Raw genomic sequence first — 13894 nt, 5'->3', positions numbered from 1 at the left:
GGGCCGGTGGGCCAAAGATGATGAGCCGTCGGACGACCCTGATCCTGGCCCTGACCTGCGCGGTGGCCGTCGGCAACATCTACTTCCCCCAAGCGCTCATCCCCTTGATCGCCGCAGGACTGCACACGTCTCCCGATGCGGCCTCCCTGGTCGTGACCGCCACTCAGGCCGGCTACACGACCGGAATATTCCTGCTGGTACCCCTCGGTGACCGGCTCCCGCACCGCTCGTTCCTCGTCGCCCTGCTCGCTCTGACCGGCCTGGCCCTGCTCGCCGCGGGCTGCGCCCCCACGCTGACACTGCTCATCGCCGCCGGCGCCCTCATCGGCCTCACCACCGTGGCCGCTCCGCTCATCGGCCCGCTGGCCGCCGGACTGGTCGCCGACGACTGCCGCGGAGCCGTGATCGGCACCCTGCTGAGCGGGTCGATCGGCGGCATGCTGCTCGCTCGCACCTTCAGCGGGGCACTCGGCGAATGGCTGGGATGGCGGGTCCCCTACCTGGTCGCCGCGGCCGTCACCCTGCTGCTCGCAGGCGTTCTGGCCCGCACGGTGCCCGACACGACGCCACCCTCCCGTCAGCCGTACCCGGCCCTCCTGGCCGAGCCGCTGCGCCTGCTGCGCACCGAGCCCGAACTGCGCCGCTCCTGCTTCTACCAGGCGACGGTCTTCGCCGGCTTCTCTGCCGTGTGGACCTGCCTGGCGCTCCTCCTCACCGGCCCGGCCTACGGCCTCGGCGCCCAGGCCGTGGGGCTGCTCGCCCTGGTCGGCGCAGCGACCATGCTCTGCACACCGCTCGCCGGACGCCTGGTGGACCGCCACGGACCCGACCGGATGAACCTCGTCTGCCTGCTCGCGGTCCTCGCCGCCGCCGCGGTCCTGGCCGCGGGCGCCCGGGGCAGCGCAGTGGGACTGGCCGCCCTGGTCACCGGCACGCTGCTGCTCGACATCGCCATGCAGTCAGGCATGGTCGCCAATCAGGCCCGGGTCTACGCGCTGCGTCCCGACGCCCGCAGCAGGCTCAACACCGCCTATATGACCTGCGCCTACCTGGGCGGCAGCGGAGGTTCCTGGCTCGGGGTGCACGCCTACGGCCAGGCCGGGTGGCACGGTGTGTGTGCGCTCCTGGCGCTGCTCGCCGCACTCGCCCTCGGCCGGCACCTCCTCGCTCTGGCGAGAAGCAGCCGGACTCCGCTCCTCGCGTTGCTCACAGCGCCGGTCAAGCGCCGCCGCACTGGCGCAGCATCATCTGCTTGTCCGCCGTCGTGACCGGCAGTTCGTACTTGAGGGACACCTGGGCGAACCGCACCGCGTACGAGCAGCGGATCTGCTTGTTCGGCGGAAGCCACGCCGCCGGGCCCGAGTCGCTCTTGGAACCGTTGGTCGACCCCGATACCGGCAGAAGATTCAAGGGATCGTTCGCTATCTGCTCGCGCTTGGCCTTGGACCACCGCGAGGCGCCCATCTGCCAGTCGTAGGACAACGGCATCACATGGTCGATCTGGACCTTGGTCGCCTGCGTCTTGCGCCACTCGATCGTCGTGCCGGTATACGGGTCGTCGAGGGTCATGGAGATGACCACGCAGTCGGAGCCCGCCTTGAAACGCAGGTCCTGACCATCGCGCTTTATAAGATCGTTTCGAGTGTCGCAGCCGTTGTGCGCCAGCGGGACGCCGTCGACGGAGTCCATCCACGCATAGCCGAACTTGTCACGGTCGTAGCCGGTCTTCGGGCCGCGGCCCTTCGTGGCCACCTTTTCGATCAGCGCCCGAGCCTTGCTCTTGTCCTCCGCCGAAGTCAGCGGAGCAAGCCCGGGCTTCGTTCCCTCGGGATTCGCCAGCGGACCGACCGCCCGCCCGTCGGACGCGGTCGGCGTCGAGCCCGCGGCAGGGCCTCCCACGTCAGGGGCCTCGCACCCGGTCACAAGCAGCAAGGCCACCACCGCCCCGACCGCCGACGGCACAGCCACCGACGGCACAGCCCGGCGGCCGCACCCGCCCGCCCCACCCCTCAGCCGCTTCACGCGCCCTCCCCCTTGCTCGCCCACTGCCACCCCGCACAGGGCGGATTCCCCCGACGACGTCTCGCACACACGGTAGCGAGGGGGCGCTCGGAGGCAGCCGGGAGGTCCAGACCACAGCCCCCTCAAGTGGGCATCTCTCTCATCTCGGGAATATCGTCAATGGTGAGTCACCCCCGGAAGGAGCTCTGGATGGGCATCTTCGACAGGTTCAAGAGCAACAAGGCGGCACACGGCAAGGCAAGGGACATGTCCGACGCCGCGGAGAAGCAGGTCAACGAGAAAACGGGCAACAAGTACGAGTCCCAGGTCGACTCCGGACAGCAGAAGATGCACGAGCGGCTCGGCATGGACGAGGACCGGCCCGACAAGCCCTAGCCTGCCCGCCTGCCCGAAACCTCGACTCCACCCGTGGACGCCTGCCGGCGTCACCCAGCGCGTTCCACGCCGTCCGCAGAGAGCCACACCCTGCGGGCGGCTTCACTCCGTCCGACGGGACCCAGGCGTTCAGACCTTGCCGATGCCCAGCGTCGACTCCGAGGGCAGCAGGCCCGAGCCGATGACCGCGACCCAGTAGTCGCCCAGGAGGGCGGCGAGGCGCTCGGTGGACTCCGGCCCCAGGACCTGCCAAGGGCCGAGCGCCAGCCGGTCGGTGTCCTCTTCGATGCGGCGGCGCAGCTCTTGGCCCTGCTCCGTGGCCGCATCGCCGTCCGGCTCGATCAGGCCTCTGGCCGCCAGACGCTCATGCGCCGCCGCCCACTCCTCGCGGGTCCAGCCGCGGCTCTCGAAGCGCTCGACGGAGGCGGCGCCTATCGCCGCGAAGGACACCAGCGCCTCGGTCGGGTCGAGACCGGCGACGAGCAGGGCGGACAGGTGGCCGTCGCCACGGTGCTCGCGCAGGACGGTGGCCGCCCGCCAGAGCTGGAGATGCGGTTCGCTCGGCCACTCCAGAGCGGCGTTGGCCGCGGCGAGCGGGCGGCCTGCAGTGACCGCGGCCTCAGCGGCGCGGCGGGCGAGGACGGCGGCCTCGGCCAGTCCGGGACGGTCCATCAGGTCGCCGAACAGCCTGCGATACACCCGGTCGACGCCGCGCAGTCGCGCCGCCAGGACGGCTTCGGGGTCGGCGACCTTCCAGGCGTCGTCCATGTACCGGGCGACCGTGCCGGGCCGGAAGCTGTAGAACGCGGAGGTCACCGCCTCGGCGCTCACCGGACCCAACGGGGCCGCGCGGAGCGGGAAGTAGTTCACCCAGCGGTCCTCGGCCGAGTAGCCGAGCGCGCCGGCCTCCTCGAAGACCTCCGGCGCGAAGTACAGCACCGCGTGCAGCGGCTCCAGCAGATGCCAGAGCCTGCGCGCCTGGGCCGGCTCGACCAGCCCGCGCTGCTCGCGATGCCCGTACTGCTCGCGCCGCTCTTCCTGCCTGACTACCTCGTTCTCGGACATGGCGTCTCCCCCGTCTCGTTCGGCATCCGCCCACAACTTGACACTGACAAGATTGCCCGACCCCCGCGAACTTGTCAATGCCTAGATGCGGCGTACGCTGCTGTCCATGACCGACCGCCCCTACCACCACGGCGACCTGCGGCGTGCCATCCTCACCGCCGCCCTCGACGCCATCGCCACCGACGGCCCCGCCGGGCTGAGCCTGCGCGATCTCGCCCGCCGGGCCGGCGTCTCACACGCGGCGCCCGCTCACCACTTCCGCGACCGCACCGGTCTGCTGACGGCGATCGCGGCGGAGGGCTTCGGCCTGCTCGCGGCCACGATCAAGGAGGCGGCCGACCTGAAGGACGCGGGCGTGCGCTATGTCCGCTTCGCCCGCGAACACCCCGCCCACTTCCAGGTGATGTTCACGCCCGGACTCCTGCGGGCCGACGACCTCGAACTCACCACGGCCCGCGCCCTGGCCGCCGACGCCCTGCGCACCGCCGTCTCCCACATCCGCCCCGAGGGCGGCGCGGCCGACGACCGCCTCGCCGGAATCGCCGCCTGGTCGATGGCCCACGGCTTCGCCACGCTCCTCCTCGGCCACAACCTCGACGACGCGATGGCCGGGCGGGACCCCGAAGAGGTGTTCCGAACCCTGGCAGGCATGCTGTTCCGGTCCCCGTAGCCCGCGAAAATCTCGTACCGCCGTCGCCACGGGCGCCGGTACCGGCATCGGTCGTGCCACGGCCCATGCCTTCGCCGCGCTGCGAGCGTGCGTGATCGCCGCGGGCCGGCGGGCGGCGCACCTCGCCGAGACCGCCGCCCACGCCGCTGACCGCATCGTCCCGCTCGCCGTTGAACATCACGGCCGAGGACGGCCCGGCCACCGTCCACCGAGTGCCTGGGCGCCTACGCACGCGCCCCCGTGCAGCCCCAGCTCGCGACGAACCTGAGCGCTTCCGTTCTGCTCACCCGAGCCGAAGCCGCCGTAGCCGCCCCGGCCGCGGCGTCTACGACCCCAGTACCGTCGCCAGGAACTCGCCCACCCAGCCCAGCAGTTCCCTTCCGACCAGTGGTTTGCCGCCGACCCTCGTGGGCTTGGGGCGCGGTACGAGGATCTGGTGCACGGCCGGCTTGATGACCGAGCCGGGGTACACCCGCTTCAGCCGCAGCTCCTGCGACTCGCGCAACTCCACCGGCGCGAAGCGGATGTTGGCGCCCTGGAGCACGATCTCGCCGACGCCACACGCGCGTGCCAGCATCCGCAGGCCGGCCACCAGCAGCAGGTTCTCCACCGGTTCGGGCAACTTGCCGTAGCGGTCGACGAGTTCCTCGCGGACGGCCTTGACGTCGTCCTCCGAGTTGGCGGAGGCGATGGAGCGGTAGGCCTGCAGCCTGAGCCGTTCGCCGGGCGCGTAGTCGTGCGGGACGTGCGCGTCGACGGGCAGCTCGATCTTGACCTCGAGCGGCGGCTCCTCCTCGATCTCGCCGGTCTCCAGCTGGCGCCGGTAGTCCGCGACGGCCTCGCCGACCATCCGCACGTACAGGTCGAAGCCGACGCCCGCGATATGACCGGACTGCTCGCCGCCCAGGAGGTTGCCCGCGCCGCGGATCTCCAGGTCCTTCATCGCCACGTACATGCCCGCGCCCATCTCGGTGTGCTGGGCGATGGTCGCGAGCCGCTCGTGCGCGGTCTCCGTGAGGGGCTTCTCCGGCGGGTAGAGGAAGTAGGCGTAACCGCGTTCCCGGCCGCGACCCACCCGCCCGCGCAGCTGGTGCAGCTGGGACAGGCCGAAGGTGTCCCCGCGCTCCACGATCAGCGTGTTGGCGTTGGAGATGTCGATGCCGGACTCGACGATCGTCGTCGAGACGAGCACGTCGAACTTCTTCTCCCAGAAGTCGACGACGACCTGTTCCAGCGCGGTCTCCGACATCTGGCCGTGGGCGGTGGCGATGCGCGCCTCGGGCACGATCTCGCGCAGTCGCGCCGCCGCGCGGTCGATGGACTCGACGCGGTTGTGGATGTAGAAGACCTGGCCCTCGCGCAGCAGTTCACGGCGGATGGCGGCGCCGATCTGCTTCTGCTCGTAGGGGCCGACGAAGGTGAGCACCGGGTGGCGCTCCTCCGGGGGCGTGGTGATCGTCGACATCTCGCGGATGCCGGTGACCGCCATCTCCAGGGTGCGCGGGATGGGCGTGGCGGACATCGTCAGGACGTCGACGTTCGCGCGGAGCTTCTTCAGCTGCTCCTTGTGCTCGACGCCGAAGCGCTGCTCCTCGTCGACGATGACCAGGCCGAGGTCCTTGAACTTCGTCTCGGAGGAGAACAGCCGGTGGGTGCCGATGACGACGTCCACGGAGCCCTCGCGCAGGCCCTCCAGGGTCGCCTTCGCCTCGGTGTCGGTCTGGAAGCGGGAGAGGGCCTTCACGCTCACCGGGAACTGCGCGTACCGCTCGCCGAACGTGCCGAAGTGCTGCTGCACGAGAAGGGTCGTCGGCACGAGGACGGCGACCTGCTTGCCGTCCTGGACGGCCTTGAAGGCGGCGCGGACGGCGATCTCCGTCTTGCCGTAGCCGACGTCGCCGCAGATCAGCCGGTCCATCGGGACCGTCTTCTCCATGTCGTCCTTGACCTCGGCGATGGTGGTGAGCTGGTCAGGCGTCTCCGCGTAGGGGAAGGCGTCCTCCAGCTCGCGCTGCCAGGGGGTGTCCGTGCCGAAGGCGTGCCCGGGGGCGGCCATCCGGGCCGAGTACAGCTTGATGAGGTCGGCGGCGATCTCCTTGACGGCCTTCTTGGCGCGCGCCTTGGTCTTCGTCCAGTCCGCGCCGCCGAGCCGGTGCAGGGTGGGGGCCTCGCCGCCGACGTACTTGGTGATCTGCTCCAGCTGGTCGGTGGGGATGTAGAGCCGGTCGCCGGGCTGGCCGCGCTTGGCGGGGGCGTACTCCACGACCAGGTACTCGCGCGTGGCGCCCTGGACCGTGCGCTGCACCATCTCGATGTAGCGGCCCACGCCGTGCTGCTCGTGGACGATGTAGTCGCCCGCCTCCAGGGTGAGCGGGTCGATGGTCTTCCTGCGGCGCGCGGGCATGCGCGCGCCGTCCTTGCCGGCCGCCTTCTGGCCGGACAGGTCGGTCTCGGTGAGGACGGCGAGGCGCAGCGCGTGGTCGACGAAGCCGTAGTCGATCGAGCCGCAGGACACGTGCACGAGGGAGGGGCCGAGGTCGGTCAGGTCGGCGTCCAGCCGGGCCGCGACGCCTTCACCGCCGAGCACCTCGACCGTGCGGGCCGCCGGGCCGTGCGCCTCGGTGACGAAGACGACGCGCCAGCCTTCGGCGAGCCAGCCCTTGGTGTCCGCGAGGGCCTTCGCGGTGTCGCCGCGGTAGGTCTCGGGGGCGTGCATGCCGAGCTTGAGGGTGTCCGCGTCGAGCTCTTCGTCCGCCGCGAACGGCGACACCGACCACCACATCATGTTCAGCTCGCGCGCGTGGTCGCGGACGTCCGCGATGGACCACAGGGAGGCCGCGCCGACGTCGATGGGGGCCTCGCCGCCGCCGGCGGTGGCCGCCCACGACGCCTGGAGGAACTCCTGCGAGGTCGCGACGAGGTCGGCGGCACGCGTGCGTACCCGCTCGGGATCGCAGACGACGGCCATCGCGCCCTCGGGCAGGACGTCGATCAGCAGCTCCATGTCGTCGACGAGCACCGGGGCCAGCGACTCCATGCCCTCGACGGCGATGCCCTCGCCGATCTTGCCGAGCAGCTCGCCCAGCTCGGGATGCTGCTCGGCGAGGGCACGCGCACGCGTGCGCACCTCTTCCGTCAACAGAAGTTCACGGCAGGGCGGGGCCCACAGGCCGTGGTCGGCGACTTCCAGGGAGCGCTGGTCGGCGACCTTGAAGTAGCGGATCTCCTCGACGTCGTCGCCCCAGAACTCGATGCGCAGGGGGTGTTCCTCGGTGGGCGGGAACACGTCCAGGATGCCGCCGCGCACGGCGAACTCGCCGCGCTTCTCGACGAGCTCCACGCGCGCGTAGGCGGCCGCGGCGAGGGCTTCGACGATCGCGTTCAGATCGGCGCTCTGACCGGTGCGCAGGGCCACCGGTTCCAGGTCGCCGAGGCCCTTGACCTGCGGCTGGAGCACCGAGCGGACCGGGGCGACGACGACCGAGACCGGGCCGGTCTCCGGGTCGTCGGGACGCGGGTGGGCGAGGCGGCGCAGGATGGCGAGACGGCGGCCGACGGTGTCGCTGCGGGGGCTGAGGCGCTCGTGCGGGAGCGTCTCCCAGGAGGGGTACTCCACGACGCCGTCCGGGGGGAGCAGCGAGCGCAGGGCGGCGGCCAGGTCCTCGGCCTCGCGGCCGGTGGCGGTGACGGCGAGCACCGTGCGGGCGCTTCCGCGGGCGAGGGCGGCGATCGCGAAGGGGCGGGCCGCCGGGGGGCCGACCAGGTCGATGTGCATGCGGTTGCCGTCTGCGGCCGCGGGGATCGCTTCCGCGAGGGCGGTGTCCTTGACGACGGCGTCGAGCAGACCGTGCAGGCTCATGGAGGGCTGTTCCGTCCGAGGGGTCGGGGGCGGGGCTTGTTGCTGGCAACGCGAAGGGCCCGACGCGTGTCACGGGCCGGGGGTGTCCAGGGTACGACGGGGCGCTGCGGTTCGCCGGGGGCTGTGGACAACCCCTGGGGACGGTGAGGGGCGCGGCGGGCGACGAAGGGGGGCAACGAAACCCGGCATCGAGAAGACCCCCGTCCGTCTCGATGCCGGGTCGTTGCCCCTGTGGGCTCCGGTCAGTCCGTGGCGATCGCGTTCAGCACGTTCATGCGGCCCGCGCGGAACGCCGGGATCAGTGCCGCGAACAGGCCCACGAACGCGGAGCCGATGAACACGCCGATGATCGTCGGCCACGGGATGTCGAGGACGTCCAGGCCCTGCAGGGCGAGGAGCTGCTGGGCGGTGGCGCCCCAGCCCATGCCCAGACCGAGGCCCAGGAGGGCGCCGAAGAGGGCGATGACGACCGACTCCATGCGGATCATGCGGCGCAGCTGACGGCGGGAGAGGCCGATCGCCCGCATCAGGCCGATCTCCCTGGTGCGCTCCACCACCGACAGCGCCAGGGTGTTCACCACACCCAGGATCGCGACGATGATCGCGAGGGCGAGCAGGCCGTAGATCAGGTTCAGCAGCTGGCCGATCTGGTCCTTGAGCTGCTGCTTGTAGTCGGTCTGATCGCGGACCGTGTACTGCGGGTAGTCGTGCAGAGCGGCCTTGACCGAGGTGTAGGCGGCGTCCTGCTGCCCCTCCTTCGCGGTCGCGAAGACCAGCGCGTCCAGCGGCAGCTTGTCGGCCGGGACGTACTTCTTCAGAGTGGCGATGGAGGTGTACATCGCGCCCTGGTCGATGACGACGTCACTACTGGTGATCGCGCGGACCGTCAGCCGTGCGGTGGAACCGTCCCGGAAGGCCACGGAGATCTCGGAGCCGAGGCTGATCTTGTGGTCCTCGGCGAACTTCTCGTGGACGGACATCGAGTCGGGACGGTAGGCGTCGGCGAGGTTGCCGGCGACCGTCTCGGTGCGCAGGTCGGTCGCGTAGGTCGGGTCGGCGGCGGTGATCGCCGTCTTGTCGGTCGTCTTGCCGTCGGGGGTGGTGAAGTCGGCCTCGGTCGGCTTGTACTCGGTGACCCGCGCCAGCTCCGGCGTCGCCTTGATGGCCTGCACCGCCTGCGGGGTCATGAGCTGGCCGCTGTCGCTCTGGATGATGAAGTCCGTGCCGACGCTGCTGTCCAGCTCTTCCGTGGCCGAGGCGACCAGGGAGGAGCCGACCACCGACAGACAGGCCACCAGCGCGAGGCCGATCATCAGGGCCGCGCCCGTGGCGCCGGTGCGGCGCGGGTTGCGCAGCGCGTTGCGCTCCGCCATCCGTCCGACGGGTCCGAAGGCCCGCAGGACGACCGCGCCCAGCACCCGGACCACCACACCCGCCAGCAGCGGGCCGATCACGACGAAGCCGAGCAGGGTGAGCACCACGCCCAGGCCGAGCCAGAGCGAGCCCTGTGCGGCCTTGTCGGCGGCGCTGGCGAGGTAGAGGCCGAGGACGCCGCCGCCGGTCAGCAGCAGGCCGATGGCGGCCCGTACGGCGCCCGCCTTGGCGTCGGCCGGGGCGCCCGCGTCGCGCAGCGCGGCCATCGGGGAGACCTTGCCGGCGCGGCGGGCCGGGAGGTAGGCCGCGAGTACGGTGACGACGACGCCGAGGACGATGCCGATCACCGGGGTGGTCCAGGCGACCGTCAGATCGTCCGTGGAGAGGTTCATGCCGGTCAGGCTCATGAGCTTCATCAGGCCGATCGCGATGCCGACGCCGGCGCCGACGCCGAGGAGCGAGCCGACCACGCCGAGGAGCAGGGCCTCCGCGAGAACCGACCGGTTGACCTGTTTGCGGCTGGAGCCGATGGCCCGCATCAGACCGATCTCACGGGTGCGCTGGGCGACCAGCATCGAGAAGGTGTTGATGATCAGGAAGATGCCGACGAGGAAGGCGATCCCGGCGAAGCCGAGCATCGCGTACTTCATCACGTCCAGGAAGCCGCCCACGTCCGCGGCGTTGGCGTCGGCGGTCTCCTTGGCGGTCTGCACCTTGTAGTCGGCGCCGATCGCGGCCACGACGTTGTTCTTCAGCTGCGCGTCGCTCAGCCCGGCCGCCGCCGTGACGTTCACGTTCGTGAAGACGTCCGGCCGGCCGACCAGTGCCTCCTGGGCGGTCCTGGTGTCCAGGTAGAAGATCGCGGCACCGGGGTTGGTGACCTGGAAGGCGGCGATGCCGGAGATCTTCGCGGTGTGCGTGCCGATCGCGCTGATCACGCCGATCTCGTCGCCGAGCTTGAGGTGATGCTTGTCGGCGGTGTCCTCGTCCACCATGATCTGGTCGGCGCCCTTGGGGGCCGCGCCCTCGGTGATCTTCATGGTGCGGGCGTCGTTGCCGTTCCAGCTGCCGACGATGGTGGGCGCGCCGCTGGACGGCGACAGGCTGTCCTTGTCGGCGTCGACGACCGTCACGGAGGTCGAGAAGACGGTCCCCTCCGCCGACTTCACCCCTTGCGCCTTGCGCACCTCGTCGAGCACCGAGGCCTGCATGACCGGCGGCTTGCCGTTCTCCGAGGTCGTCTCACCGGTGTCCGAGGCGCCCTTCGCGCTCACCGTCACATCGGAGGAGGTGGCGGCGAAGAGCTTGTCGAACGTCGTGTTCATCGTGTCGGTGAACACCAGCGTCCCGCACACGAACGCCACCGACAGCAGGACCGCCACGGCCGACAGGGCCATCCGTCCCTTGTGCGCGAAGAAGTTGCGCATCGAGGTCTTCATGACAGTCATGACGTACGCCCCCGCGCGTCGAAGTCCTTCATCCGGTCGAGGACGGTCTCGGCGGTCGGCTTGAACATCTCGTCGACGATCCGGCCGTCCGCGAGATACAGCACGCGGTCCGCGTAGGAGGCCGCCACCGGGTCGTGCGTGACCATGACGATGGTCTGGCCCAGGTCGTCCACCGAGCGGCGCAGGAAGCCCAGTACCTCGGCGCCCGCGCGCGAGTCGAGGTTTCCGGTCGGCTCGTCCCCGAAGATGATCTCCGGGCGGGCGGCGAGGGCCCTGGCCACGGCGACGCGCTGCTGCTGACCGCCCGAGAGCTGGGTGGGCCGGTGCTTGAGCCGGTCGCTGAGCCCGACGGTCTCCACGACCTGGTCCAGCCAGCCCTTGTCCGGCTTGCGGCCGGCGATGTCCATGGGCAGCGTGATGTTCTCTATCGCGTTCAGCGTGGGCAGCAGGTTGAACGCCTGGAAGATGAAGCCGATCCGGTCCCGGCGCAGCTTCGTGAGCTTCTTGTCCTTCAGCCCGGTGATCTCGGTCTCGTCGAGGTAAATCGCTCCCGACGTGACGGTGTCGAGGCCGGCGAGGCAGTGCATCAGGGTGGACTTGCCGGACCCCGAGGGGCCCATGATCGCGGTGAATTGGCCACGGGCGATGTCCACGTCGACGTGGTCGAGGGCGACGACGCGGGTCTCGCCGGACCCGTACGCCTTGACGACCTGCCGCGCCCGCGCGGCGACGGCCGTACGCCCTCCAGAGCCCTCGTGCCTGGGAATGGTCACAGCCGAAGTCACGGTAAGTCTCCTCAGTAGAAGGTCAGAAGCTGCAGTGCGAGATGCTGCGTAGCGAGAAACCGCGTTGCGAGAAGCTGCGTTGCGAGAAGCGCTACGCCGAAGAGTCTGTCGGCGGGAGGGGGTCCCGCGCGCTGGTGCTCGGGCCCGTCTTCCAGGGGGGTTAACCCCACCCCCCGCCGGTGTGCGTGCCGCCCCCCAGCGGCATAAAGCCAGGTTAAGGACCGACCTGGGCCGTTCTCCTCCTCCGACGGTACGAACCCTCCCCCAGCCGTAGTGCGGAGAGACCCCTAGGGGCCGTCCACCGTCGGGTGGACGCGCTCTCGGGGTTCCGTCCACCCTTCGACCCGGTCAGGCTGCACCCTCCCGCGACAATTCAGCAGGTGTCGCGCGAAGCGCGTCGTTGAGGGGTGGCGGTCGGGCGACGGGAGGGCCAAGTGGGAAGCTGTGTTCCGGCAGTTGGATGCAAGGGGCATGGAAAATACGGGGAGGGACATCCGTGGGGGACACCAGACCGGCGATACGCGAGACCGCGCAGCCGACGCGGACGCATCGGCGGGGAGCGGTCGTCGCCGCGCTCATGCTGGCCATGGCGCTGGCCGCGCTCGACTCCACCATCGTCTCCACGGCCGTCCCGCAGATCGTCGGCGACCTGGGCGGGTTCTCCGTCTTCTCCTGGCTGTTCTCCGGCTACCTGCTCGCCGTCACCGTCACCCTGCCGGTGTACGGCAAGCTCTCCGACACCTTCGGCCGCAAGCCGGTGCTGGTCGCCGGCGCCGTCCTGTTCCTGCTCGGCTCGCTGCTGTGCGCGCTCGCCTGGAACATGGGGGCGCTCATCGCGTTCCGCATCGTGCAGGGCCTGGGCGGCGGGGCGCTGCAGGGCACCGTGCAGACGCTCGCCGCCGACCTGTACCCGCTCAAGGAGCGCCCGAAGATCCAGGCGAAGCTGTCCACGGTGTGGGCGCTGTCCGCGGTCGCCGGGCCCGGGCTGGGCGGGGTGATGGCCGCCTACGCGGACTGGCGCTGGATCTTCCTCGTCAACCTGCCCATCGGGGCGGTCGCGTTGTGGCTGATCGTCCGTCATCTGCACGAGCCGCAAAGGGAGACACGGCAGACGCGGGAGCCACGGGAGACGCGGCAGAAATCGTCTCCACGCGCGCGTGTCGACTGGGCGGGCGCGCTGGCGGTGTTCGCGTGCGGCGGGGTGCTGTTGACCGCGCTGGTGCAGGGCGGGGTGGCCTGGCCGTGGCTGTCGGGACCCTCGCTCGCGCTGTTCGCCGCGGGCCTGGCGCTGGTCGGCCTCGTCGTCGTCATCGAACGCCGGGCCGCGGAGCCGATCATCCCCGGCTGGGTGTGGCGGCGCCGGACGATCGCCGCGGTCAACCTCGCGCTCGGCGCGCTGGGCCTGCTGATGGTGGCCCCGACGGTGTTCCTGCCGACCTACGCCCAGGCGGTGCTGGGTCTGGGGCCGGTGGCCGCCGGCTTCGTCCTGTCCGTGTGGACGCTGAGCTGGCCGCTCTCCGCCGCCCTCAGCCAGCACGTCTACCGGCGCATCGGCTTCCGCGACACCGCGCTGCTCGGCATCGGCACGGCGACGCTGATCCTGCTCGCGTTCCCGTTCCTTCCCTACCCCGGCCAGGCCTGGCAGCCGACCCTGCTGATGCTGCTGCTCGGCGCCGCGCTGGGCCTCTTCCAACTCCCGCTGCTCATCGGCGTGCAGTCGACGGTCGGCTGGTCGGAACGCGGGACGACGACCGCGTCCGTGCTGTTCTGCCGGCAGACCGGCCAGACGATCGGCGCGTCGGTGTTCGGCGCGGTCGCCAACGGCGTGCTGGCCGCCCGCCTGGGCGGCGCGGGCGACCTGGACTCGCTCGCCCGCGACCTGAACACCGGCGCCGCCACCGAGGCGACCCGCCACGCGGTCGCCGACGCCGTCCACGCGGTGTACCTGGGCGCGTCCTGCGCGGCAGCGGCGGCCTTCGCCCTACTCCTGACCCTGGCCCCCCGCCGCTTCCCGGTACAAACGGAGTAACCCGACGGGCCGACGGGAACGGCAGAGACACCGGGCACCGGGACCGCCGGGCCGGCAGAGAGGGCGGGGACCGGGACGTGGGCAGCGCCAGGACAACTGGGCCCACCAGGACCGCCAAGAGCACCGGGACCGCCAGAACGGCTGAGACCGCCGGGAGCACCGGATCGCCGGGCTGAAGCAGGACCGCCGGGATACCAGAACGGCCGGAACGGCCGGGGACCGCCGCGAGCACCGAGCCTGCCGGGATACCGAGCCACCGGGCCCGCC

Annotated in this window: 9 protein-coding genes; 4 read left to right on the top strand and 5 right to left on the bottom strand. The window is 71.0% G+C overall.

All coding sequences use genetic code 11. The features are described from left to right. Positions 1 to 20 precede the first annotated feature (20 nt). Positions 21 to 1268 carry an MFS transporter gene (locus tag ACWCPF_RS08480; RefSeq protein WP_451044245.1) on the top strand — a complete coding sequence of 416 codons (1248 nt, stop codon included), beginning with the start codon at positions 21 to 23 and terminating at the stop codon, positions 1266 to 1268. On the opposite strand, the gene ACWCPF_RS08475 is transcribed toward ACWCPF_RS08480, so the two are convergent. Further along, positions 1219 to 1977, bottom strand: a complete 759-nt coding sequence (locus ACWCPF_RS08475) for an HNH endonuclease family protein (RefSeq protein ID WP_451044244.1) — start codon at positions 1975 to 1977, stop codon at positions 1219 to 1221. The two genes, ACWCPF_RS08480 and ACWCPF_RS08475, sit on opposite strands and share 50 nt — an antisense overlap. Positions 1978 to 2211: 234 nt before the next feature. On the opposite strand from ACWCPF_RS08475, the gene ACWCPF_RS08470 reads away from it, so the two are divergent. After that, complete coding sequence (locus tag ACWCPF_RS08470; RefSeq protein WP_451044191.1) at positions 2212 to 2397, top strand: antitoxin; 186 nt, start codon at positions 2212 to 2214, stop codon at positions 2395 to 2397. A gap of 129 nt (positions 2398 to 2526) precedes the next feature. Here ACWCPF_RS08470 and ACWCPF_RS08465 read toward each other — a convergent pair whose 3' ends face one another. After that, on the bottom strand, positions 2527 to 3462 hold the full coding sequence (locus tag ACWCPF_RS08465; RefSeq protein WP_451044190.1) for an SCO6745 family protein: 936 nt from the start codon (positions 3460 to 3462) through the stop codon (positions 2527 to 2529). A 106-nt stretch (positions 3463 to 3568) separates the two neighbouring features. Here ACWCPF_RS08465 and ACWCPF_RS08460 point away from each other — a divergent pair, with 106 nt between their 5' ends. Next, positions 3569 to 4132 (top strand): TetR/AcrR family transcriptional regulator, encoded by a 564-nt coding sequence (locus tag ACWCPF_RS08460; RefSeq protein ID WP_451044189.1) that lies wholly within the window; start codon positions 3569 to 3571, stop codon positions 4130 to 4132. Between the two features lie 325 nt (positions 4133 to 4457). Here the strand turns inward: ACWCPF_RS08460 and mfd are convergent, their stop codons facing one another. The 3 genes from mfd to ACWCPF_RS08445 form a co-directional block, all read right to left on the bottom strand. Further along, positions 4458 to 7991 (bottom strand): transcription-repair coupling factor, encoded by a 3534-nt coding sequence (mfd, locus tag ACWCPF_RS08455; protein ID WP_451044188.1) that lies wholly within the window; start codon positions 7989 to 7991, stop codon positions 4458 to 4460. 242 nt (positions 7992 to 8233) lie between these two features. Further along, positions 8234 to 10813 (bottom strand): ABC transporter permease, encoded by a 2580-nt coding sequence (locus tag ACWCPF_RS08450; RefSeq protein WP_451044187.1) that lies wholly within the window; start codon positions 10811 to 10813, stop codon positions 8234 to 8236. Continuing rightward, positions 10810 to 11598, bottom strand: a complete 789-nt coding sequence (locus tag ACWCPF_RS08445; RefSeq protein WP_451044186.1) for an ABC transporter ATP-binding protein — start codon at positions 11596 to 11598, stop codon at positions 10810 to 10812. The genes ACWCPF_RS08450 and ACWCPF_RS08445 overlap by 4 nt, the downstream gene beginning before the upstream one ends. A gap of 496 nt (positions 11599 to 12094) precedes the next feature. Between ACWCPF_RS08445 and ACWCPF_RS08440 the strand changes: the two genes are divergently transcribed. Then, positions 12095 to 13627: an MFS transporter gene (locus ACWCPF_RS08440; protein ID WP_451044185.1), complete on the top strand. Its 1533-nt coding sequence runs from the start codon at positions 12095 to 12097 to the stop codon at positions 13625 to 13627. Positions 13628 to 13894: the final 267 nt, after the last annotated feature.

It is taken from the genome of Streptomyces sp. NPDC001858 (genome assembly GCF_053594615.1).
Note: the sequence above shows the minus strand (reverse complement) of the source record. Positions and strands in the feature narration are given on the sequence as shown.

Coding starts and splice junctions, on each gene's coding strand:
- ACWCPF_RS08480 (WP_451044245.1), top strand. CDS start 21: ATGAGCCGTCGGACGACCCTGATCCTGGCCCTGACCTGCGCGGTGGCC.
- ACWCPF_RS08470 (WP_451044191.1), top strand. CDS start 2,212: ATGGGCATCTTCGACAGGTTCAAGAGCAACAAGGCGGCACACGGCAAG.
- ACWCPF_RS08465 (WP_451044190.1), bottom strand. CDS start 3,462: ATGTCCGAGAACGAGGTAGTCAGGCAGGAAGAGCGGCGCGAGCAGTAC.
- ACWCPF_RS08460 (WP_451044189.1), top strand. CDS start 3,569: ATGACCGACCGCCCCTACCACCACGGCGACCTGCGGCGTGCCATCCTC.
- mfd (WP_451044188.1), bottom strand. CDS start 7,991: ATGAGCCTGCACGGTCTGCTCGACGCCGTCGTCAAGGACACCGCCCTC.
- ACWCPF_RS08450 (WP_451044187.1), bottom strand. CDS start 10,813: ATGACTGTCATGAAGACCTCGATGCGCAACTTCTTCGCGCACAAGGGA.